Source organism: Haloprofundus halobius, assembly GCF_020097835.1.
Lineage (GTDB): Archaea > Halobacteriota > Halobacteria > Halobacteriales > Haloferacaceae > Haloprofundus > Haloprofundus halobius.
Genome location: NZ_CP083666.1, coordinates 2,737,949 through 2,757,735 on the forward strand (window position 1 = coordinate 2,737,949; position 19,787 = coordinate 2,757,735).

Below are 19,787 nucleotides of genomic sequence, written 5' to 3' on the forward strand. Positions count from 1 at the left end.
GCGAGGCGGTCGAGGCGGGAGCACGGTGTACCCCTCGCGGACGGCACGATATCGACACACCGTCTGTTCGCCACGAGTCCGTTTGCTCGTCTCACTCGGCACAGAGGCCTGACCCTTCGACGCGCATGACGGCCTCGCCGTCGGGGAGGTTCGGCGCGTCGACCAGTTTGACGACTCGCTTGGTGCCTCTCGCATTTCTCAGATAGAGGCGGACCGAGGAGGCGTGACCGAGGATGTTACCGCCGATGGGCCTGGTCGGGTCGCCGAAGAAGGCGTCGGGGTTGCTCTGTACCTGATTCGTCACGACGACGGCAACGTTGTAGAGGTGTGCGATGCGGAGCAGGTCGTGGACGTGCCGGTTGAGTTTCTGCTGTCGCGCCGCCAGCGCACCGCGGCCGAGATACTCCGCGCGGAAGTGCGCCGTCAGCGAGTCCACGCAGAGGAGGCGAATCGGCCACTCGGTGCCCTCGGCTTCCGAGATGAGCTGCTTGGCGTTCTCGGCCAGCAACATCTGGTGGTCGGAGTTGTACGCCTCCGCGACGTGGAGTCGGTCGAGGACGTCGCCGACGAGTGCGTCTATCGCTGTGTCGTCGTGGGGCGATCCCTCGATATCTCGCCGAGCGAGTTCGGCCGCCAACGTCTCGTCGTCCAATCCTCGGATCATCTCGTCGATGCGCTCGGGTCTGAACGTGTTCTCGGTGTCGACGAAGAGTGCACTCCCTTCCAGTCCGCCGTGGTCGTGCGCCAGTTGGACGTTCACCGCGAGTTGGTGGGTGACCTGCGATTTGCCGGCGCCGTAGCCGCCGTACACCTCGGTGATGGACCGCGTCTCGACGCCGCCGCCGAGCAGGTCGTCTACCTCGGGGACGCGCCACCGGAGTTTACCGACCTGCTTGCGGTGCTGGAGCATCTCGACGCCGGTTTCGAACCGACCGACGTCCGTGAATTCGCGTGCGCCGCGGACGATGTCTCCGGCGGCGGTCTCACCGATGTCGGCCGCCCCAGCGATTTCGGCGGGGCTCGCAACCGCCAGCGTTCGGTAGGAGTCGTAGCCGGCCGCGTTCAGTTTCTCGGCCGTCGCCGGACCGACGCCCGGGAGCCGTTCGAGGTTCGTCGCTGCCATGTAACCGGTTACCATCCACCGGGGATAAACCGTCGGTAACTGGAGGGTGAAAGTGAACGGCTCGGTCAGAAGATTGGGAGTAGAAGGGCATAGACGCCCGAAATCCACACTACTGTTCACTTCCGTTTCGGGGCGGCAGTACGCTTACCTGCACGCGGCCCTACGGGAGAGCGTAGCGGTTCTCCGACCGTCCCACCACGATGACCAGATACGGCTACGCCGCGATGAACACGACGCTCCGAGAAGAGAGCGTCCGAACGAACCGCGGCATGCGAGAGGCGACGTTCGAAGAGCGCGGCCTCCCGTACGCCGGCGAGTTGGCCGAGAAGAACTGCAGCGACCTGCGTCGAATCGTCGAGTGGAACCTCGACCACGACATCTACTTCTACCGAATCACCTCGGACCTCCTACCGTGGTACAGTCGGTACAGCCTCGGCGACCTCCCGAACGCCGCGACCGTCCGCGAGGAACTCGAAGCCGTCGGCGAACTCGCCACGGTCAACGATGTCCGGCTAACGTTTCACCCGAATCACTTCGTCAAACTGGCGAGTCCCGACGAGTCAGTCGTCGACAACGCCGTCGGCGACCTCGAAAACCACGGCGCGCTCATGGACGCGATGGGACTGTCGCGGACGCCGTACAACGCCATCAACGTCCACATCGGCGCGCACTACGGCGACAAGGAGGCGACCGGAGAGCGATTCTGCGGGAACCTCGACCGCCTCTCGGAATCGGTTCGGAGTCGCCTCACCGTCGAGAACGACGACAAGGAGTCGCTGTGGAGTGTTCCGGAACTGGTCGAGACCGTCGCCGACGAAGCGGGGATTCCGGTGACGTACGACGAACTTCACCACCAGTTCACTTCTCGGGGGCTTACGCGCCGGGAGGCGGCGCGACTGGCCGCCGACACGTGGAAGACGACGCCGATCATCCACTACAGCGAGTCGCGGCGACTGTACGAGACCGATTCGACGACTCGTCCGCAGAATCACAGCGACTACGTTCGGGGGCCGATTCTGACGTACGGCACCGGCGCGGACGTGATGATAGAGGCGAAGATGAAGGAGCGCGCAGTTCTCCGGTATCGGGAACGAAACGACGTAAACTCGAAAAGCGACACCCCCGGAGACGACGCCCGCGGGACGTAGCGCTTAACCAGCGCCGTCGCCAAAGCCGGGTTATGACCGACGACGGCGACCGAGAGCATCGCTACTCCGAGGGCCAGGGGTTCGACGATGCCTACGACGAGTTCACGCTCGACCCGCCAGAGCTGAAAGTCGACCCCTCGAAGGTCGACCCCGTCGACTCCCGCGTGCTAGCCGACATCCTCGACCGACGCAACGTCGACCGCGACGACGTCGACATCGAGAGTCTGATGGAGGTCGGCCTCTCGTACATGCAGATAAACCGCTTCGAGGAGGCGACCGAGACGTTCGCCCGCGCGGCGCAGTTCGCCGAAGAGGAGAGCCTCGAAGCCCAGGAGGCGTGGGTGAACAAAGGCGTCGCCCACGCGGAACTCGAGGAGTTCGACGAGGCCATCGGTGCCTACCGTGAGGCGCTGCGCGCAAACGAACGCTCCGAACACGCCGCAACCGCCGAGACGAATCTGGCGTACGCGCTCTGGGAGTTCGGCGAAGTCGAGGAGGCGCTCAACCACGCCGAGCGCGCCGTCGAAATCGACCCGCGCTTCCCGCAGGCGTGGTACAACCGCGGCTTCTTCCTCTCGGAGCGCGGCCTCTACGAGGACGCCGTCAACGCCTACGACAACGCGCTCCGCCTCGGGATGCGCAACGCCGACCTCTTGGAGGAGAAGGCGATGGCACTCGAAGAACTCGGCGAGTTAGAGGAGGCCGAGGAAGTGCAGGCGGAGGCCGACGAACTCCGCGAGCAAGCCGAACAGGAGATGGTCGAGGAGTTCTGATGCTGGTCCGCGAACGCCAGACGCCGGAGGGACTGCTCGTCTCCGTCTGCGACCCCGACTGTATCGGCGAGACGTACGAGAACGGCAAGGTGTCGTTGACCGTCACCGAGGAGTTCTACGGCGGCGACGACGCCGAAGAGGCCGACGCCGACAGCGTCGTCGACAGCCTCACCCGTGCGACGGTGGCGAACATCGTCGGCGAGGAGGCCGTCGGCGTCGCTATCGAGGCCGGCATCATCGACGAGGAGACCGTTCTCGACGTCGGAGAGACGCGCCACGCCCAGTTGCTCTGGATGCGGTAAGACCGCTCACGAAGGCAGAACCGAGTCGAAAATCCGTCGTCGTTTACGGTGTTTTCTCGGAAGTTCGACGACAGTCCGAGTATCCGACTACGTCGGACTCGGCGTCCGGACCTGCGAGAGGTACGCCGCGAGGTCCGTCGTGGTGACGATACCGATGAGGTCGCCGTCGTCGACGACCGGCAGGTGGTGAAAGCCGTGTTCGATCATGCTGTCGGCGACGTCTCGAATCGGTGTTTGGGCGGTGGTCGTGATGGGGTCCGTCGACATGTACGCCGAAACCGGCGTCTCGTCTTTCGGCTTTCGCTCGGCGACGATTTGGACGAAGTCGGTGGACGTGAGGATACCCTCGAGACGGTTCTCGTCGTCGACGACGAGCACCGAGCCGATACCGTTCTCCATCATCGTTTTCGCGGCCGTCTCGACGAGCGTGTCGGGCGTAACCGTGTGAAGCGACGAGGACATCAACTGCGCGACGAAGATATCGTCCATGATTTTTCATCGCCTGTGCCAGTCATAAGAGTTGTCGTGGCGGAAGCAGTCGAACGAGGTCACGCCTCGCCGGGGGTGACGAGCGGTCGAACGTAACCACGAGCGATTACAGACGCCCCGTCGGACCGAAGGGATGTTAGTGCTCCGTCCCCTGCGATTCGACAATGAGCACGCAGGAGTCGTACCCCATTGACGTCGACGCCCTCCGCGAGGAGTTCCCCATCCTCCAGCGGAGAGTCGGCGGCGACGTGACCGTCCCCGGCCCCGACGAGGGCGACGACACGCCGCTGGTCTACCTCGATAACGGCGCGACGAGTCAGACGCCCGAGCCGGTGGTTGAGGCCATCGCCGACTACTACCGCACCTACAACTCGAACGTCCACCGCGGCATCCATCATCTGAGCCAAGAGGCGTCGGTGGCGTACGAGGAGGCGCACGACCGCGTCGCGGAGTTCATCGGCGCGGAGGGTCGCGAGGAGATCGTCTTCACGAAGAACACCACCGAAGCCGAGAACCTCGTCGCCTACGCGTGGGGGCTGAACGAACTCGGTCCCGACGACAGCGTCGTCCTCACGCAGATGGAACACCACGCGTCGCTCGTCACGTGGCAGCAGATCGGTAAGAGGACCGGTGCGGACGTCCGATTCATCCGCGTCGACGACGAGGGTTGCCTCGACATGGACCACGCGCGCGAACTCGTCGACGACTCGACGAAGATGGTGAGCGTCGTCCACGTCTCGAACACGCTCGGCACCATCAATCCGGTCTCGGAACTCGCGGACCTCGCGCACGACCACGGCGCGTACGTCTTCGTCGACGGCGCGCAGTCGGTGCCGAATCGGCCGGTCGACGTGCAGGCAATCGACGCGGACTTCTTCGCCTTCTCCGGGCACAAGATGTGCGGCCCGACCGGTATCGGCGTCCTCTACGGGAAGGAGGCGATTCTCGAAGAGATGGAGCCGTACCTCTACGGCGGCGACATGATTCGGCGCGTCAGCTACGACGACGCCTCCTGGGAGGACCTTCCGTGGAAGTTCGAGGCCGGAACGCCGCCCATCGCCCAGGGAATCGGTCTCCACGCGGCCGTTGACTACCTCAACGACATCGGGATGGAGAACATCCAGAGCCACGAGGAGCAACTCGTGGAGTACGCCTACGACGAACTGACCGCGTTCGACGACGTGGAGATCTACGGCCCGCCGGGCGACGACCGCGGCGGCCTCGTCGCGTTCAACCTCGACGGCGTCCACGCCCACGACCTCTCCAGCATCGTCAACGACTACGGCGTCGCCATCCGCGCGGGCGACCACTGTACGCAACCGCTGCACGAGACGCTCGGCGTCGCGGCCTCCGCGCGAGCGTCGTTCTATCTGTACAACACTCGTGACGAAATCGACGTGCTCGTCGACGCGGTGGACGAGGCGCGGCAGTTGTTCAGCTAAGCTTTCGCTGCGTTTCGACTTGTTGATTTTGACCGTTTCTACAGCGGTTGTGATTCGCCCTCTCGAACGACTACTGGGACGGTAACCGAGTGGGTTCGACCGAGCCACTCGACCGTCGTGTACACCTCTCGGGGGGCCGCAGCGGCAATCTCGTCGAGTGTTATACTGGGGCGATGAACGACCTCGCCCTCGCGGTTCAGACGGGTCGAGATGCCGATGCGAGCGACTGGTTTTCCGTCTATCGACCCGACACCACCGGCGATGCGTTCGTCGGTGTCGAGGCGCTCCATTGTCACCGCTTCGACGCGACGGACAGCGAGTCCACCTGCCTTCATCCCGGCGAGACGTTCGTACGGGGCGGTGCCGTATCTGACGGGACCGTTAGCATCCATCACCTCCGGATACCGAAGCTCGCCCGTCGCCTCGTCGTACTCGAACCGTCCGGGGTGGTCCTCCTCGACCGTACCCGAAACCGAAATCGGCTCGCCGCGAGCGGGGACCGCGTCTTCGGAGGTCATACCCTTGGTACAGTTGGGCGGCCGATGAGCGTTCCGCCCTCGTCGGTCCAGCGCTGTCGGGACAACTGCAAAGCGGATACAGCGAACGCGCTGTTTATCCCGCCTCGCCCGACATCGACTACCAATGACCGAGCGCATCTGCTACGCCTGCGGCGCGACGGCCGCCGCCCCCGCGACGCGCTGCGACTGCGGCGAACCGCTGTGGCTGGCGTCCGAACCCCCCGATTTCGACTGGAACGCCGTGGTCGACGCACCGGGCATGTGGCGCCACGCCGAGTTGCTGCCGTTCGACTCACCCGGCGGCGTCGCAGACGCGGCCGGCGGAACGCCGCTGCTCCGCCTCCCTCGACTCGACGAGTTCGCTGGCGCGCGTTTCCACCTGAAAAACGAGGGTTCGAACCCGACGGGGAGTTTCAAAGACCGGGGAAGCGCCCTCGGCGTCGCCGCCGCGCTCGACGCCGGTGCCGACGGCGTCGGCACCGTCTCGCACGGCAACATGGCGATGAGCACCGCCGCCAACGCCGCGAGCGCGGGTCTCGATTGCGTCGTGCTCGTCCCCGACGACATCCCCGAGTCGCGAATCGAACTCATCTCGCAGTACGGTCCCACGTTACTTCGCGTGAGAGGCGATTACGCCGAGCTCTACGACCGGTCGCTCGAACTCGGCGACGAACTCGAGATCCCGTTTCTCAACTCCGACGTGCCGCTGCGCGTCGAGGGACAGAAGACGACTGCGCTCGAAATATGCGAATCGTTCGCGCCCGACGTGCCGGACGCCATCGTCCTTCCGGTCAGCAGCGGCGGGCACGCCAGCGGCGTCTGGAAAGCGCTGCGGGAGTTGCAGGCGGCGGGTGCCATCGAAGAGGTACCACGTTTGTACTTCGCGCAAGCCGCCGCCTGTGCGCCCATCGCCGAAGCGTTCGCCGCGGGCGACGACGTGGTTTCCGCCGTCGAGGACGGTGAGACCATCGCGTACTCCATCGCCAACAGCGACCCGCCGAGCGGGACGCGCGCGCTCGCGGCGGCGAGAGAAACCGGGGGTGGCGTCGTCGCCGTCGACGATGACGAGATTCGCGCCGCACGGCGGGCGTTAGCCGAGTTCGGAGGGTTGAGCGTCGAATCCGCGTCGGCGACGTCGCTCGCTGCGATTCGACGACTCGCGGCCGACGGCGAACTCGGTGAGGGGGACGACGTCGTCGCGGTGGCGACGGGGAGGGGAATCTCGGAGTCGCCGCCCGCGTCCGAGGCCGCGAGCGTCGCCCGCGTCGATATCGACGAACTCGGCGAGAGACTCGCGTCCCGCTGAGATTCCGGAGACGCCCTGTGAGCGCCCCGGAACTCTTTTGCGTCGGACTGGCCTACCCGGAGACAGCTATGGGTATGGGCTCGGACATGTACCGGCAGCAGATTCTCGACCACTACAAGAACCCGCGTAACTACGGCGAGATGGAGAACCCGACGTTCTCGCACGTGGGCGAGAACCCCTCCTGCGGGGACACCATCAAGGTCGACGTGCGCCTCGAAGACGACGGCGAGACCATCGAGTACGTCTCCTTCACCGGCGACGGTTGCGCCATCTCGCAGGCCAGCGCGAGTCTGCTCTCGGAGAGGTTGCAGGGGACGACGCTCGACGAACTGGCGGCGATGGACACCGACGACGTGACCGAGATGCTCGGCGTCGACATCAGCCCGATGCGAATCAAGTGTGCCGTCCTCGCCCGCCAGGTCGCACAGGACGGGGCGAAACTCCACGAGGGCGAACTCGACGACCTCGACCGAACCGTCACCGAGGAGTGAGTGGGCGTGGTATCGGCCGCTGGACGGCTCTCGGTGACTGATAGAGGGTTCTGAGGATTTTTCTCCCGGCCCTGTCTCTCAGGTCGAGACGACGATGCAAAGGGATACGCTCGCGTGTAGCGTAGCGGTGGTATGATACAGCATCCCACGCAGACGTACGAGTGCAGCAACTGCGGCCACCGCGTGCGAACGAACGCGCCGCCGGGGCACTGTTCGGTGTGCGGCGGCGAGATGATGAATCTCAGCGTCGGCCGAGACAGTTAGAAGAGGATTTTATCGGGGTTATTCGGGCTTCAGGCCTTCGTTCTTGACACGCATGACGGCTTCGCCGTCGGGGAGATTCGGCGCGTCGACGAGGCGGACGATACGCTTGTCGCCCTTCGATTTGCGGAGGTACATCCGGAACGTCGACTTGTGGCCGAGGATGTTGCCGCCGATAGGCTGGGTCGGGTCGCCGAAGAACGCGTCGGGGTTGGCGGACACCTGGTTCGTGACGATGATGACGCAGTTGTGGAGGTTGCCCACGCGGTCGATGTCGTGGAGGTGGCGGTTGAGTTTCTGCTGGCGGTCGGCGAGGTTCCCGCGACCGACGTACTCGGCGCGGAAGTGCGCCGTCAGCGAGTCCACGCAGAGGAGGCGAACCGGCCACTCCGTGTCGGTGTGTTCGCTCGCGAGTTCCTCGGCCTTCTCGGCCAAGAGCATCTGGTGGTTGGAGTTGAAGGCCTTCGCGACGTGGATCTTGTCGAGGAAGTCGTCGATCAGTTCCTCCATCGCGTCGTCGTCGGCCGGGGTGCCCTCGATTTCGCGGTCGTCCATCGTCGCCTGCAGTACGTCGTCGTCGAGACCGCGGACCATATCGTCGATACGCTCCGGTCGGAACGTGTCCTCGGAGTCGACGAAGATGCAGGAGCCGCGGAGGCCGCCCTGCTCTTTCGGAAGCTGGACGTTGACGGCCATCTGGTGGGTTATCTGGGACTTACCCGCGCCGAACTCGCCGTACACTTCGGTGATGGATTGGGTTTCGAGACCGCCGCCGAGGAGGTCGTCGGCTTCGGGAATCTGCCAGCTGAGCTTACCGATGGTCTCGCGGCGTTCGAGCACCGCCGAACCGGTCTCGAAGCCGCCGATGTCGGCGGCGTCGCGGGCGGCGAGCACGACGTCGTTGGCCGTGCTCTCGCCGATATCGGCCTTCGAGCCGAGGTCGCTCGGACTCGCGACGGCGATGCTCTCGTACGTCCGATAGCCGGCTTCCATGAGTTTGTCTGCGGTTGCGGGGCCGACGCCTGGGAGGTTTTCGAGGTCGTCATCTGCCATTGTACATTCGGCTTACGCCCCACCGGACATAAAGCCTCGTTAACAGGAGAGTGAAAGTGAAAATGGGTGCGGGCGGCGGGATCGAAAGTCGGTCGGGCCGGACGTTCAAAAGAAGAGAGCGAGAACGCGAGAGTCAGTCCCAGGGGTGGCCGCCGCGCTCGTCGGGCCACAGCGGGTACCAGTAGCGCTCGTCGTCTTCGATGCCGAGTTCGCCGTCGAGGACGGATTGAAGTTTGAACTCGACGCGCTGGTTCCGCTCGTGGCCGGTTTTCGGGGCGAACGGGTAGTACGCGCCGCGGCGGAACGAGTAGATCCAGTACGCGCGCACGTCCTCGTCGGGTTTCTCGAAGCCGAAGACGGCGGCCAGAAGTCGAGAACCGTAGCCGCGTTCGATGAACTCGTCGGCGGCGAAGTGGATGCTCGTCACGAGGTCCTCGGGGTCGCTGTCCTCCAGTATCACCCACTGGTAGCCGTGGCTGTCGGCGTGGCGTCTGAACGTCGTCCCCGTCTCCTCGCTGCCGGCGTGGAGGATGGCCTCGACTTCGTCGAGCGTCTCGGTGAAGTCCGTGCTGTCGACCGACGAGAAGCAGAGCGCCGCCGCGCCGACGGAGTCGTAGCCGAGGTCGGCCTGCATCGTGAGATACGCCGTCGACATCCCGAAGAGGTCCTCGGGGTCGGCCTCGCGAGTCGCGTCCGCCTCCGCGCGGAGACCGAGCACCGAGCGGATGGAGTCGAACAGTCCCATAGTCCTCTCGTTGGCGCGCCCGGGTTTAGGGCGTTTCTACCGAAGGCGGCCGCGGCGATCTCGGAGACGAGGCGAGAAATACCCCCCTCGTTCGTCTATCATACCAGATAGGTGATAGTCGCCCGGGCGAAACGAGTACCGATGTCGAAAGACCGGACTACGGGCGGCGGAATCACTCTCACGGACAGCGCAGCGTTCCGCTTCCTGTTCACGAACAAGAACGTACAGCACGCGGTCAACCTCGTCACGGTTGCGCTCTTCTTCTACGCCACCTACCGCGCCGCCGCGGGACCGACGGACGCGGGAGAGAACTTCGGGAGCGTCGCGTTCTTCGGTCTCTGGTGGACGCCCGTGATGCTTCTCAGCCTCGTGTTTCTCGGTCGAATCTGGTGTTACTTCTGTCCCATCGGAGCGATGGTGCGGTTCACCCAACGGTTCGGCCTCCGTCGGCACTTCCCGATGTACACTCGGAAGTGGCTCGTGGTGGGTCTCCCCGTCTCCGTCCTCTCGCTGACCGCGCTCACGTTCGCGCTCGCGCGGTGGCCCATGTACAAGGTCGGCGTCGCGTACACGCCGCGACTCGTTCCCTACTACTGGCTCTCTATTCTCGGCGTCGCCCTCGCCGTGAGCCTCGTCTACCAGCGGCAGGCGTTCTGCAGGTACGTCTGTCCGGCGACGGGCGTGATGAGCGTCACCTCGAAGTTCTCGCCGCTCGAAATCGCGCAGAACAGAGAGACCGGCGTCCAGTGCGCGACGCTCGAGTACAAGAGCGAGTTTCTGAGTACCGACCGCCGGTGTACCGCCTGCATGAACTGTACGACTGAACAGCCCGACGAGGACGTGGAGCTGCGGTTCCGCTGGCCGGGCGCGAAGGCAGTCACCGAGCGTATCCCGCTGGTCGACGAGGCGCTCGTCGCGCTCCTCATCTGGGCGGTCTTCCCCATCGACCACGTGCTCGGTGCCGCCATCGAGGAGACCGCGCTCGTCGGGAGCCTCCCCGGGTTGCTCGCGCCGACTGCGGCCTACGTCGCGAGCATCGCCGCGACGATACTCGGGTTCGCGGCCGTCAACCGCGTCGCGAGCGACTGGGGTGGACTCGACTGGACCGAGTCGTTCACGAAGTTCGGGCTGGCGTACGCGCCGCTCGGCATCATGTTCACGCTCGGCGACCACGTCGTCGGGGGGCTCCTCGAAGAGGGCGGACAGACGCTGAACGTGTTCGCACGAGGGCTCGGCGTACCGCTAGCCCTCCCCGCGGGAGCGAGCCCCGGCCTCGTCGCGGCGTGGGACCAGTTCTTCGTCACCGGCTGGCTCTGGCTCGCGGTGCTCTGGAGCGCGGTGATCGCCTGGCAGGTCGCGACGACGATGACGGACTCGAAGGAGCGCGCGCTGAAGGCGTTCGCGCCCCACATCGCGCTGATGGCCGGGAGCACCTACGTCGTCGCCAGCGTCCTCGCGGCGCACGCGTAGAAAATCTGTACTGTGCCGCCAGCGGCCTCAGATCCCTTCCATCTCGCGCTCCAGTTGTCGAAGCCGCTCGACGCGGTTCTCGGTGGAGGGGTGGGTGCTGGCGATCTTGCCGATGAAGCCGCTGCGGATGGGGATGATGAAGAACGCGTTCATCTCCGACTGCTCGCGCAGGTCCTCCTTCGGCACGTTGTCCATCCGGCCGTCGATGGTGAGGAGCGCGGAGGCGAGCGCGCCCGGCTTGCCCGTGATGGTCGCCCCGCCGCGGTCGGCGGCGTACTCGCGGTAGCGTGAGAGCGCCCGGATGAGCAGGAACGAGACGATCCACACGAGGAGCGAGACGAGGATGGCGACGATGACGGGTGCGCCACCTTCGCGGCGGCTGCCGCCGCCGAACCAGAAGCCCCAGCGGACGATCATGAACGCGACCGTCGAGAGGAACGAGGCGATGGTCATCACCATCACGTCGCGGTTCTTCACGTGCGCGAGTTCGTGTGCCATCACGCCTTCCAGTTCCTCCTGGTCGAGCGTCTGTAAGAGGCCGGTGGTGACGGCGACGGTCGAACTCTTCTGCGAGCGGCCAGTGGCGAACGCGTTCGGGACGCGCGACTGTGCCACGGCGACGTCGGGTTTCGGGAGGTCAGCCTGCTGGCAGAGGCGGCCGACCATCGCGTGCAACTGCGGATATTCGTCCTCGCTCACCTTCTTCGCGCCCATGCTGTACAGCGCGAGCTTGTCGCTGAAGAGGAACTGGGCGAGGAAGAAGATGCCCACGAATATCAGCATGTACGAGTAGCCGATTTGGGAGAGTACCCCCACGAAGACGATGTAGAGGGCGAACAGGAGGAACATCGTGAGCGCCATGCGCCCGCGAAGCCCCCAGTCGGGTTTCCATTCCATGCCCGAACGTACCGCCCGCGAAGCATAAACCCTGTCGGAAATCGCGGTCGGCTAGTGCGATACTCGAAAGTCGGGGACGGAATCCGACCGGTCGTCGATAGTGACGGTCGAAGTCGGCCGTGCGACGCGGCCGAGACGACCGCGGCAATCCGGGCGGGACGGACGAGGCTACTTTGCCCCCACGGTTCTCTATCGCGTATGGACACCGCACTCGTCACCGGCGGCCTCGGCCGCTCCGGTCGTTGGGTCGTCGACCGTCTCGCCGACGACTACGACGTGATTTGCGTCGACCGCTCGCAACCGGGGTTCGAGGTGCCGGAACGCCCGCGAATCGACTTCCGGGCCGCCGACCTCGCCGACCGCGGCGAGGCGTTCGACCTCGTCTCCGACCTCGACCCCGACGCAGTCGTCCACTGGGCGGCGCTCCCGTCGCCGACGCGCCACGCTGGCGGACGGGTGTTCGAGACGAACACGATGGCGACGTACAACGTCCTCGTCGCCGCCGCGCGGCGAGAGGCGAAAGTCGTCTGGGCGTCGAGCGAGAGCGCGTACGGGTTCCCGTTCGCCCGCGAGACGCCGCTGCCGGACGAACTCCCAATCACCGAGGACCACCCGCTTCGTCCGGAGGACCCCTACGGCACCTCGAAGGTCGTCGGCGAGGAACTCGCGAAGATGGTCGTCCGGCGCTACGGCGTCTCGGTCGCGTCGATTCGACCGTCGTGGATTCAGTACCCCGGCGAGTACAACTGCCGGGACCGCGACGACCTTCGGGAGGACAGACCGCTCTCGGAGATGGACCTCGACGCGGGCGTCGGCAACTTCTGGTCCTACGTCGACGTGCGCGACGTGGCGTCGCTCGTCGCGACGACGCTCGAAACCGAGTTCGACGGCCACGAAGTGTTCCACGCCGCCGCCGCGGAGAACTACCTCGGCGTCGCGACGCTCGACGCCGTCGAGGAACAGTTCGGTGCGCTGCCGGACGACTGCCGGTTGGAGGGAGCGGCGTCGGCGCTGTCGACGGCGAAAGCCGAGCGATTGCTCGACTGGCGACCCGTTCACTCGTGGCGGGGCGCGGCCGGCGAATCGGTCGACGGCCCTGACCTCCTCGCGAACTGACCCGCGGTGGTTTTTTGCGAACGAGTAGCACACCATAGCGTATGGTGTTCGACGACAGAACCGACGCGGGCGAGCGGTTGGCCGACCTGCTCGAACGACAGAGTGTCGACGCCGACCTCGTGCTCGCGATTCCGCGCGGCGGTCTCCCGGTCGGCCGGGTCGTCGCCGACCGACTCGACGTCCCCCTGGACGTGGTCGTCGCGCAGAAACTCGGCGCGCCGGGCAATCCAGAACTCGCCATCGGGGCCGTCGCGGGCGACGGGAGCGTCTGGCTGAACGACGACCTCGTCGACCGCCTCGGCGTCTCGGCGGAGTACGTCGAAGCGGTCCGAGAGAGGGAGGCCGAGAACGCGCGCGGGAAAGTCGCCTCGTATCGCGGCGGGGAGGCGGTGCCCGAGATGAGGGGTAAACGAGTAGTTCTCGTCGACGACGGCATCGCGACCGGGGCGACGGCTATCGCCTGCCTCCGGCAGATTCGCAACGCCGGGGCGGCGCACGTCGTCCTCGCGGTTCCGGTTGCGTCCGCCGATGCAAGCTCGCGACTCGCGACCGAGTTGGACGCGTTCGCCTGCGTCGAGTCACCGCAGTTCTTCCAAGCGGTCGGTCAGTACTACCGTTCGTTCGAGCAGGTGTCGAACGAGGAGGCGCGAGCGATACTGGAGTCGCACCAGTCGGAGCAAGCCGAGTGAACGCGAGAGCCCGAGCGGCGGTCGAACCGGCAGGTCGTCGGTCTTAAACATCCGAGCGGCGTAGCGGGGACAATGAGTCAATCGCGCGAGTTCTGTCCGCGCTGCGGAAATCCGGTCGAGGAGCGGTCCGAACCGCTCCCCGGTGCGCCGCGCGAACGCGACGAAGTGCTCTGCAACGAGTGTTACTTCGACGATTTCGACCTCGTGGACGCGCCCGACCGGGTGACGGTCCGCGTCTGCGCGAACTGCGGGGCGGTCCACCGCGGCAACCGCTGGGTCGACGTCGGCGCGCGCGACTACACCGACGTCGCCGTCGACGCCGTCAGCGAGTCGCTCGGCGTCCACCTCAAAGCCCGCGACGTGGCGTGGGCCGTCGAACCCGAGCAGGTCGATCAGAACACGATTCGGATGCACTGCCAGTTCTCCGGCGTCGTCCGCGGGACGTACGTCGAAGAGGAGGTCGTCGTCCCCGTCTACATCTCCCGGGAGACGTGCCAGCGTTGCGGGCGCATCGCCGGCGGCTACTACGCCAGCGAGATTCAGGTCCGCGCGGAGAGCCGCGAGCCGACACCCGACGAGCAAGCGAGAGCGGTCGACATCGCCGAGGAGTTCGTCGCCAAGCGCGAGGAAGCGGGCGACCGGAACGCGTTCATCACCGAGTCGAAGGAGGTCGCCGACGGCACGGACATCAAACTCTCGACGAACCAACTCGGGCAGGCGGTGGCGACGCGTATCACCCGCGAACTCGGCGGAAACGTCGAGAGTTACCCGACGCTCGTCACCGAGGACAGCGACGGCAACGAGGTGTACCGCGTCACTTACGCGGTCCGTCTCCCGCAGTACACCCCCGGCACGATTATCGACCCCCGAGACGACGAGGGACCGGTGCTCGTCCGCAGCGTCAAAGGTAACCTGAAGGGGACGCGCCTGACGTCGGGCGACCGCTACGAGGCGCGCTTCGAGGAGGGCGAAACGCCAGACGCTCGCGAACTCGGGTCGGTCGACGACGCCGCCGAAACCACCGTCGTCGCCGTCGAGGACGACCACGCGGTACAGGTGCTCGACCCCGAGACGTTCCAGTCGAAGACCATCGCTCGACCCTCCTACTTCGACGCCGACGCCGAGACGGTGTCGGTACTGAAGAGTCGAGCAGGACTGCATATCCTCCCCGAAGACGCCGTCGACGGGGAGTGAGGGAGAGAAAACGGACGCGCCGCTCCGCGAAGTTTCACAGACGACTCGGAGCGAAAAGCGAACTCAGTCGGCGCGGGCGGGGGTCCCCGACTCGGTGGACGGCGGCGCGGCATCGTGGAGCGCGATGCCGTGAGCGGCGAGCACCTTCCGGAACTCCGCTTGCGACTTCCCGGCGCGGGAAGCGGCCTGCGCGAGTGTCAGGGTTCCGCTGCGATACAGCGTCAGCGCCGTCGTGAGGGAGTGAGTGTGCATCTGCGTTCGAGAACTGCTACAGAATACGCGCATGTAAAGCTATCGTGGGAGCACGTGCCACTACGTGTGAGTAGCACCCACATTACATTGAGAAATAGCAAAGAAAATCGGTTGAAGTGAGACAATCAACTAAGATAGGGAACAATCGTGTCATATGTGTTCGGCAAATTCTGCCGAGCGATGAGGAACAGCTACAAATGGGGGTGCTCCGAACGCGGATGTATGGACCGACAGCAGTGGATTGCCATCTTCTTCGTCGTGCTCATGATCGGATCGTCCGTCGTCTACGCGGGCGCGAGTCTGTTCTAAGACGGGTGCGTCGAGCGAGTGAGAGCGGGCAGTCGGGGACAGCGAGTGGGTCTCCGTCCCTCGTTCAGCCGTCGCCCCACACGTCCGACAGCGGGTGGTTCTTCCGTTCCTCCTCGCTGGAGCGGACGCCGCTGTTGCCGCGTCGTCGACGGCGGCCGAACCCGCGGTTGTCGCCGCCGAAACTGTCGTTCGTACCGGAGTCCGACGAACTCCCGAGCGTGCCGGTGCCACCGCCGTCGAGGCCGGAAAGCGCCGTCCGCGGGTCGAACTCGGGGAGTTTCGGTTCCTCCGTGCGGTCGACCTGCTCGGCGAACCAGTCGGGCATGTCGGCCCGCGCGCGCTCGAACAGGTCCAGGAGACTGGAGTCGGCGAGATACGTCGCGCCGCGGTCGTCGGGTGCACGAATGACGCGCCCGCACGCCTGAATCACGGTTCTGAGGGCGGCGCGGTGGTACCAACTCCACTGCCCCTCTTCGAGGCGGCGCGCGACGCGCGAGTCGCTCGTGTTGAGGTAGGGCGCTTTGCAGAGCACCTGCCACCGACAGAGGTCACCCTTCAGGTCGAGCGCCTCCTCCATCTTCACCGAGACGAACAGTTCGGGGTCCGAACTCGCCTTCCACGCGTCCAACTCGGCGTCGCGGTTCTCCTTGCTGTGGGTCCGGACGCGCTCGCCGACGCCGAAGTCGACCAGTAGGTCGGCGAGTCGCTCCTGGATGCTGTAGGAGTGCGCGTGGATCAACCCCTTCTCGTCGGGGTGTCTCGCCATCAGGCGGACGACGAGTCGGGCGATTTTGGGGATAGTCTCGTCGCGGTGCTCGAACGTCATCCGGCCCTGCGTCACGTCGTACAGCGGCCGGTTCTCGACGGGGAAGGTGTGCGGCACGTCGACCAGCGCAACGTCTTTCGGGTCGAGGCCGACCTGCCGACAGAACGCGTCCTTGTTGAGAATCGTCGCAGACAGCAGCGCAAAGTTGTTGCCGCGGTCCCAGACCGTGTGGTGGAGGTATTTTTCGGGGTTCAGCGGTTTGATGACGACCTGTGTGCCCTCGCCTCCCGGTTGATCGACGACCCACGTGGTGGCGCTCGCCGGGTCGCGGTAGTCCTTGACGAACCAGTCGAGTTCCGAGCGCAGTTCCTGGAGTCTGTCGCGGCGGGCGGCCTCCTCGGGTGTGAGTTCCGGTTTCGTCAACAGTTCGTCTTTCGCGCGTTCGCAGACGCCCGAGAGCGTCTCCGCGAAGCGGGACGCGCGCTCGGTGGCGTCGTCCGCGGCGGCGACGTCGGGGATACCCACGTCGTCCCAGACGGGGACGGTGTGGGGGCTCAGTTCGATGGTCGCGTACATCTCGGCCCACTCGGCGAGGCCGTGGGCCTCGTCGATGACCACCACGTCGCGCTTTCTGAACACGTCGCTTCCTGCCGTCTGCATGAAGTACGCGAGCGTCATCGCCGCGATGGATTTCGAGGAGGCGATGGCGCGGTCCGAAAAGTACGGACACCGGTGCCGAACCGTGCAGTCGAACCCTTTCTGGCGGACGCACGGCGCGCGGTTGACGGGCGTGTCGTGCTCGCCCGGGAGGATGCAGTTGTAGTTGCGCTTGCCGCGAATGATGCTCAAATCGTCCAGCAGCGACTCGCTCTCCACGTCGTCGAGTTGCGAGACCTGCGGCGTGGTGTAGTAGGCGTCCGTGGCGTGTTTCGGTTCGGACTCCTCGACGGTGCGCGCACAACCGGCGATAGCGCGCGCCAGGAGGGACTTGCCGCTGCCGGTCGGCGCGCGGACGAGTACCACGTCGTTTCCGGCGGCAAACGCGTCTCCAATGTCCCGGAGCGCTCGCTCCTGATTGCCGCGGTAACTTGGCGCGGGGAAGGCGTCGAAGATGCGCTCGGGGTCCACGCGGGGAGCCACCGCGGGCAGCGGCCTAAAGCCACCGACTCGGCGGCGGCGGTCGGAGTCGACACGCTCGCCGCTGGAGTCGGCGCACCTGCCGGAGTCGGCACACCCGCCGTCACACTACAGCGCCTTCACGTCGGCCGCCGTGACGTCGCGGTCCTCGGGCAGCTGTTCGATGCAGTCGAAACAGAGCAGACAGTCGGTTCCGTCGGCGAGTTCGAGCGCCATCCCCCCGGAGGGCCCGTAGTCGAAGCTCCAGAAGTCGCCGATACCCCCGCTGATGCGGATTCTCAGCCCACAGCCGTCGCAGCGTGCCTTCGCCATGCTCGAACCACAGGCGAGGCGACGGAAGACCCCTTCGGGCCGCGTGCGACTGCTTAACAGCCGTCGCCCCGACGTCTCTCACATGAAGGTGAACTGCGAGGGGTGCGCGGGCTGTTGCATCGACTGGCGACCCATCGCGCCCGGAACGCTCGACCACGAGCGTCGCGGACGGCGCGACCCGCTCGACGACACCTACAATCTCGTGCCGCTGACGCGCGACGAGGTGAAGGCGTTCCTCAACGAGGGACTCGGCGACGTGATGACGCCACGGCTGTTCCGCGCCGACGAGGAGACGACGTCGGCGCGCGTCGACGGCTACGACCTCGCCGCGCTCGACGGCCGACCCGTCTTCTACGTCGGCCTCCGGAAACCGCCGAAACCGGTCGGTCCGTTCGGTACGGAGCCGACGTGGCTCGACGCCTGCACCTTTCTCGACCCGGAGACGCTTCGGTGCCGTATCCACGACTCCGCTCTATACCCCGCGACCTGCGGCGACTACCCCGGACAGAACCTCACGCTGGACCAGGAGACCGAGTGCGAGCGCGTCGAGCGCGCCTACGGCGGCGACCGACTCCTCGACGCCGATCCGCCCGAGAAACTCCGGGGACTCGCGCTCGGCCCACAAGCGCTGGGGGCGAAACTGTTCGTCTACCCCGATGTCGACGAGTTGACGGGCGTCGTCGAGCGCCTCGCAGCGGGCGAGACGACGGTGGCCGACCGCGCGCTGTTCGTCGGAGTCGCCGCCGGATCGCGTCCCGGGACCACGGCCGTCGACGCGGAGAAAGCCGAACGGGCACGGGGACGTGCGCAGGAGGCGGACTCGTGGGCCGGGACGGTCATCGACGCGTGGATCGACCGCGCCGGTCGCCGCGGGAGCGACGCGGGGGACGCCACGGAGCGGTCGGCGTTCGAGGAGCGCCGGGGCGCGCCGCCGACGAGCGAGTGGTGAGACAGCGGCGGCGAGAACAGTTAACCGACTCACGCTCCATTTTTGAGACATGAAGGTCCTCGTGACGGGTGCGACAGGGTTCGTCGGCGGACAGTTGGTTCCGGCGCTGCGGACCGCCGGACACGACGTGACGGTTCTGGTCCGCGACGCGCAGGCGTTCGACGCGCCGTCGGGCGTCGACATCGTCGAAGGCGACCTGCTCGAACCGGACGCCTGTGAACTCGTCGTCGGCGACGGACCGACCGGTGAGCAGTCGCTGTCGACGCTCCTGGACGGGCTGGGGATAGAGGCGGCGTACTACCTCGTGCACTCGATGCAAGCCGGCGACGACTTCGAGGAGCGCGACCGGCGCATCGCGCGGCGGTTCGTCCGCGTCGTGAACGACACCGACGTCGAGCGCGTGCTCTACCTCGGCGGACTCGGTGAGGAGCGTGACCAACTGTCGAAACATCTCCGGTCGAGGCGGGAGGTCGAGTACATCCTCTCGCAGGGCGAGTTTGATCTGACGACGCTCCGGGCGGCCATCATCATCGGCGACGGGAGCGCGAGTTTCGAGCTCGTCGAGCAACTGGCGCGCCGACTGCCGGTGATGGTGACGCCGCGGTGGGTGCAGACGAAGTGCCAACCCATCGCCATCGACGACGTGGTAGCGTACCTCGTCGGCGTCCTCGACCACCCGGAGACGGCGGGTGGGACGTACGAAATCGGCGGTCCCGACGTCGTGACGTACGACGAGATGCTGCGCGAGACGGCCCGACAGTTGGGTCGACGTCTGCGCATCGTTCCCGTGCCGGTGCTGACGCCGCGGCTGTCGACGTACTGGGTCGGGCTGGTGACCGACGTGCCGGCGAGCATCGCCCGCCCGCTCATCGACGGGCTGAAAAATCCCGTCGTCGTCGACGACACCCGAATCAGGGAGATCGTCGAGTTCGAGTCGACGCCGTTCGAGGAGGCGGTGGCGGCGGCGCTCGGCACCGACGAGGCGAGCGAGACGACGGCGGTGACGGACGCGACGAGTGCGCCGAAAACCAACTGAGCGACGAGG

Annotated in this window: 23 protein-coding genes; 14 read left to right on the forward strand and 9 right to left on the reverse strand. The window is 66.0% G+C overall.

Annotated elements, in window-relative coordinates:
- Nucleotides 1–91 precede the first annotated feature (91 nt).
- The gene (radA, locus tag LAQ74_RS14550; RefSeq protein WP_224333250.1) at nucleotides 92–1,123 is read right to left on the reverse strand and encodes a DNA repair and recombination protein RadA; all 1,032 of its coding nucleotides are present in this window, start codon (nucleotides 1,121–1,123) and stop codon (nucleotides 92–94) included.
- Between the two features lie 200 nt (nucleotides 1,124–1,323).
- On the opposite strand from radA (LAQ74_RS14550), the gene uvsE reads away from it, so the two are divergent.
- Genes uvsE through LAQ74_RS14565 form a run of 3 tightly spaced genes read left to right on the forward strand, consistent with a single transcriptional unit; the run spans nucleotide 1,324 to nucleotide 3,346 of the window.
- Nucleotides 1,324–2,271 carry a UV DNA damage repair endonuclease UvsE gene (uvsE, locus tag LAQ74_RS14555; RefSeq protein ID WP_224333251.1) on the forward strand — a complete coding sequence of 316 codons (948 nt, stop codon included), beginning with the start codon at nucleotides 1,324–1,326 and terminating at the stop codon, nucleotides 2,269–2,271.
- 32 nt (nucleotides 2,272–2,303) lie between these two features.
- Nucleotides 2,304–3,044 (forward strand): tetratricopeptide repeat protein, encoded by a 741-nt coding sequence (locus LAQ74_RS14560; RefSeq protein ID WP_224333252.1) that lies wholly within the window; start codon nucleotides 2,304–2,306, stop codon nucleotides 3,042–3,044.
- Nucleotides 3,044–3,346 (forward strand): DUF424 domain-containing protein, encoded by a 303-nt coding sequence (locus LAQ74_RS14565; protein WP_224333253.1) that lies wholly within the window; start codon nucleotides 3,044–3,046, stop codon nucleotides 3,344–3,346. The genes LAQ74_RS14560 and LAQ74_RS14565 overlap by 1 nt, the downstream gene beginning before the upstream one ends.
- Nucleotides 3,347–3,433: 87 nt before the next feature.
- On the opposite strand, the gene LAQ74_RS14570 is transcribed toward LAQ74_RS14565, so the two are convergent.
- The gene (locus tag LAQ74_RS14570) at nucleotides 3,434–3,835 is read right to left on the reverse strand and encodes a CBS domain-containing protein (protein WP_224333254.1); all 402 of its coding nucleotides are present in this window, start codon (nucleotides 3,833–3,835) and stop codon (nucleotides 3,434–3,436) included.
- Between the two features lie 164 nt (nucleotides 3,836–3,999).
- Between LAQ74_RS14570 and LAQ74_RS14575 the strand changes: the two genes are divergently transcribed.
- Nucleotides 4,000–5,277 carry an aminotransferase class V-fold PLP-dependent enzyme gene (locus LAQ74_RS14575; RefSeq protein WP_224333255.1) on the forward strand — a complete coding sequence of 426 codons (1,278 nt, stop codon included), beginning with the start codon at nucleotides 4,000–4,002 and terminating at the stop codon, nucleotides 5,275–5,277.
- Nucleotides 5,278–5,315: 38 nt separating this feature from the next.
- Here LAQ74_RS14575 and LAQ74_RS14580 read toward each other — a convergent pair whose 3' ends face one another.
- Nucleotides 5,316–5,795: a hypothetical protein gene (locus LAQ74_RS14580; protein ID WP_224333256.1), complete on the reverse strand. Its 480-nt coding sequence runs from the start codon at nucleotides 5,793–5,795 to the stop codon at nucleotides 5,316–5,318.
- A 124-nt stretch (nucleotides 5,796–5,919) separates the two neighbouring features.
- On the opposite strand from LAQ74_RS14580, the gene LAQ74_RS14585 reads away from it, so the two are divergent.
- The 3 genes from LAQ74_RS14585 to LAQ74_RS14595 all read left to right on the forward strand — a co-directional run bounded on the left by LAQ74_RS14585 (nucleotide 5,920) and on the right by LAQ74_RS14595 (nucleotide 7,856).
- Complete coding sequence (locus LAQ74_RS14585) at nucleotides 5,920–7,101, forward strand: threonine synthase (RefSeq protein WP_224333257.1); 1,182 nt, start codon at nucleotides 5,920–5,922, stop codon at nucleotides 7,099–7,101.
- A gap of 68 nt (nucleotides 7,102–7,169) precedes the next feature.
- Nucleotides 7,170–7,592 carry an iron-sulfur cluster assembly scaffold protein gene (locus LAQ74_RS14590; protein ID WP_224333258.1) on the forward strand — a complete coding sequence of 141 codons (423 nt, stop codon included), beginning with the start codon at nucleotides 7,170–7,172 and terminating at the stop codon, nucleotides 7,590–7,592.
- Nucleotides 7,593–7,724: 132 nt separating this feature from the next.
- Complete coding sequence (locus LAQ74_RS14595; RefSeq protein WP_224333259.1) at nucleotides 7,725–7,856, forward strand: rubrerythrin-like domain-containing protein; 132 nt, start codon at nucleotides 7,725–7,727, stop codon at nucleotides 7,854–7,856.
- A gap of 18 nt (nucleotides 7,857–7,874) precedes the next feature.
- On the opposite strand, the gene radA (LAQ74_RS14600) is transcribed toward LAQ74_RS14595, so the two are convergent.
- Both radA (LAQ74_RS14600) and pspAB read right to left on the reverse strand, forming a co-directional pair.
- Nucleotides 7,875–8,906, reverse strand: a complete 1,032-nt coding sequence (radA, locus tag LAQ74_RS14600) for a DNA repair and recombination protein RadA (RefSeq protein ID WP_224333260.1) — start codon at nucleotides 8,904–8,906, stop codon at nucleotides 7,875–7,877.
- A gap of 133 nt (nucleotides 8,907–9,039) precedes the next feature.
- Nucleotides 9,040–9,651: a PspA-associated protein PspAB gene (gene pspAB, locus LAQ74_RS14605; protein ID WP_224333261.1), complete on the reverse strand. Its 612-nt coding sequence runs from the start codon at nucleotides 9,649–9,651 to the stop codon at nucleotides 9,040–9,042.
- A gap of 141 nt (nucleotides 9,652–9,792) precedes the next feature.
- On the opposite strand from pspAB, the gene LAQ74_RS14610 reads away from it, so the two are divergent.
- On the forward strand, nucleotides 9,793–11,121 hold the full coding sequence (locus tag LAQ74_RS14610) for a 4Fe-4S binding protein (RefSeq protein ID WP_224333262.1): 1,329 nt from the start codon (nucleotides 9,793–9,795) through the stop codon (nucleotides 11,119–11,121).
- A 27-nt stretch (nucleotides 11,122–11,148) separates the two neighbouring features.
- Here the strand turns inward: LAQ74_RS14610 and htpX are convergent, their stop codons facing one another.
- Nucleotides 11,149–12,018 carry a zinc metalloprotease HtpX gene (gene htpX, locus LAQ74_RS14615; protein WP_224333263.1) on the reverse strand — a complete coding sequence of 290 codons (870 nt, stop codon included), beginning with the start codon at nucleotides 12,016–12,018 and terminating at the stop codon, nucleotides 11,149–11,151.
- A 198-nt stretch (nucleotides 12,019–12,216) separates the two neighbouring features.
- Between htpX and LAQ74_RS14620 the strand changes: the two genes are divergently transcribed.
- The 3 genes from LAQ74_RS14620 to LAQ74_RS14630 all read left to right on the forward strand — a co-directional run bounded on the left by LAQ74_RS14620 (nucleotide 12,217) and on the right by LAQ74_RS14630 (nucleotide 15,017).
- A complete protein-coding gene (locus LAQ74_RS14620; protein WP_224333264.1) occupies nucleotides 12,217–13,134 on the forward strand; it encodes an NAD-dependent epimerase/dehydratase family protein in 918 nt (305 codons plus the stop codon).
- Between the two features lie 44 nt (nucleotides 13,135–13,178).
- Nucleotides 13,179–13,823 (forward strand): phosphoribosyltransferase, encoded by a 645-nt coding sequence (locus LAQ74_RS14625; protein ID WP_224337286.1) that lies wholly within the window; start codon nucleotides 13,179–13,181, stop codon nucleotides 13,821–13,823.
- A 72-nt stretch (nucleotides 13,824–13,895) separates the two neighbouring features.
- Nucleotides 13,896–15,017: a 60S ribosomal export protein NMD3 gene (locus LAQ74_RS14630; protein ID WP_224333265.1), complete on the forward strand. Its 1,122-nt coding sequence runs from the start codon at nucleotides 13,896–13,898 to the stop codon at nucleotides 15,015–15,017.
- Nucleotides 15,018–15,080: 63 nt separating this feature from the next.
- Here LAQ74_RS14630 and LAQ74_RS14635 read toward each other — a convergent pair whose 3' ends face one another.
- A complete protein-coding gene (locus LAQ74_RS14635) occupies nucleotides 15,081–15,269 on the reverse strand; it encodes a DUF7317 family protein (RefSeq protein ID WP_224333266.1) in 189 nt (62 codons plus the stop codon).
- A 180-nt stretch (nucleotides 15,270–15,449) separates the two neighbouring features.
- Between LAQ74_RS14635 and LAQ74_RS20390 the strand changes: the two genes are divergently transcribed.
- The gene (locus LAQ74_RS20390) at nucleotides 15,450–15,578 is read left to right on the forward strand and encodes a hypothetical protein (protein WP_255647694.1); all 129 of its coding nucleotides are present in this window, start codon (nucleotides 15,450–15,452) and stop codon (nucleotides 15,576–15,578) included.
- 64 nt (nucleotides 15,579–15,642) lie between these two features.
- Here the strand turns inward: LAQ74_RS20390 and LAQ74_RS14640 are convergent, their stop codons facing one another.
- Nucleotides 15,643–17,472, reverse strand: a complete 1,830-nt coding sequence (locus LAQ74_RS14640) for a helicase C-terminal domain-containing protein (RefSeq protein ID WP_224337288.1) — start codon at nucleotides 17,470–17,472, stop codon at nucleotides 15,643–15,645.
- A gap of 117 nt (nucleotides 17,473–17,589) precedes the next feature.
- Entirely contained in the window at nucleotides 17,590–17,793 is a 204-nt protein-coding gene (locus LAQ74_RS14645) for a DUF7561 family protein (protein WP_224333267.1), read from the reverse strand.
- Between the two features lie 82 nt (nucleotides 17,794–17,875).
- Here LAQ74_RS14645 and LAQ74_RS14650 point away from each other — a divergent pair, with 82 nt between their 5' ends.
- Together LAQ74_RS14650 and LAQ74_RS14655 are read left to right on the forward strand one after the other, a co-directional pair.
- Nucleotides 17,876–18,742, forward strand: coding sequence for a YkgJ family cysteine cluster protein (locus LAQ74_RS14650; RefSeq protein ID WP_224333268.1), 867 nt, complete (start codon nucleotides 17,876–17,878; stop codon nucleotides 18,740–18,742).
- Between the two features lie 49 nt (nucleotides 18,743–18,791).
- Complete coding sequence (locus tag LAQ74_RS14655) at nucleotides 18,792–19,778, forward strand: NAD-dependent epimerase/dehydratase family protein (protein WP_224333269.1); 987 nt, start codon at nucleotides 18,792–18,794, stop codon at nucleotides 19,776–19,778.
- Nucleotides 19,779–19,787 lie beyond the last annotated feature (9 nt).

Coding starts and splice junctions, on each gene's coding strand:
- radA (WP_224333250.1), bottom strand. CDS start 1,123: ATGGCAGCGACGAACCTCGAACGGCTCCCGGGCGTCGGTCCGGCGACG.
- uvsE (WP_224333251.1), top strand. CDS start 1,324: ATGACCAGATACGGCTACGCCGCGATGAACACGACGCTCCGAGAAGAG.
- LAQ74_RS14560 (WP_224333252.1), top strand. CDS start 2,304: ATGACCGACGACGGCGACCGAGAGCATCGCTACTCCGAGGGCCAGGGG.
- LAQ74_RS14565 (WP_224333253.1), top strand. CDS start 3,044: ATGCTGGTCCGCGAACGCCAGACGCCGGAGGGACTGCTCGTCTCCGTC.
- LAQ74_RS14570 (WP_224333254.1), bottom strand. CDS start 3,835: ATGGACGATATCTTCGTCGCGCAGTTGATGTCCTCGTCGCTTCACACG.
- LAQ74_RS14575 (WP_224333255.1), top strand. CDS start 4,000: ATGAGCACGCAGGAGTCGTACCCCATTGACGTCGACGCCCTCCGCGAG.
- LAQ74_RS14580 (WP_224333256.1), bottom strand. CDS start 5,795: ATGACCTCCGAAGACGCGGTCCCCGCTCGCGGCGAGCCGATTTCGGTT.
- LAQ74_RS14585 (WP_224333257.1), top strand. CDS start 5,920: ATGACCGAGCGCATCTGCTACGCCTGCGGCGCGACGGCCGCCGCCCCC.
- LAQ74_RS14590 (WP_224333258.1), top strand. CDS start 7,170: ATGGGTATGGGCTCGGACATGTACCGGCAGCAGATTCTCGACCACTAC.
- LAQ74_RS14595 (WP_224333259.1), top strand. CDS start 7,725: ATGATACAGCATCCCACGCAGACGTACGAGTGCAGCAACTGCGGCCAC.
- radA (WP_224333260.1), bottom strand. CDS start 8,906: ATGGCAGATGACGACCTCGAAAACCTCCCAGGCGTCGGCCCCGCAACC.
- pspAB (WP_224333261.1), bottom strand. CDS start 9,651: ATGGGACTGTTCGACTCCATCCGCTCGGTGCTCGGTCTCCGCGCGGAG.
- LAQ74_RS14610 (WP_224333262.1), top strand. CDS start 9,793: ATGTCGAAAGACCGGACTACGGGCGGCGGAATCACTCTCACGGACAGC.
- htpX (WP_224333263.1), bottom strand. CDS start 12,018: ATGGAATGGAAACCCGACTGGGGGCTTCGCGGGCGCATGGCGCTCACG.
- LAQ74_RS14620 (WP_224333264.1), top strand. CDS start 12,217: ATGGACACCGCACTCGTCACCGGCGGCCTCGGCCGCTCCGGTCGTTGG.
- LAQ74_RS14630 (WP_224333265.1), top strand. CDS start 13,896: ATGAGTCAATCGCGCGAGTTCTGTCCGCGCTGCGGAAATCCGGTCGAG.
- LAQ74_RS14635 (WP_224333266.1), bottom strand. CDS start 15,269: ATGCACACTCACTCCCTCACGACGGCGCTGACGCTGTATCGCAGCGGA.
- LAQ74_RS20390 (WP_255647694.1), top strand. CDS start 15,450: ATGAGGAACAGCTACAAATGGGGGTGCTCCGAACGCGGATGTATGGAC.
- LAQ74_RS14645 (WP_224333267.1), bottom strand. CDS start 17,793: ATGGCGAAGGCACGCTGCGACGGCTGTGGGCTGAGAATCCGCATCAGC.
- LAQ74_RS14650 (WP_224333268.1), top strand. CDS start 17,876: ATGAAGGTGAACTGCGAGGGGTGCGCGGGCTGTTGCATCGACTGGCGA.
- LAQ74_RS14655 (WP_224333269.1), top strand. CDS start 18,792: ATGAAGGTCCTCGTGACGGGTGCGACAGGGTTCGTCGGCGGACAGTTG.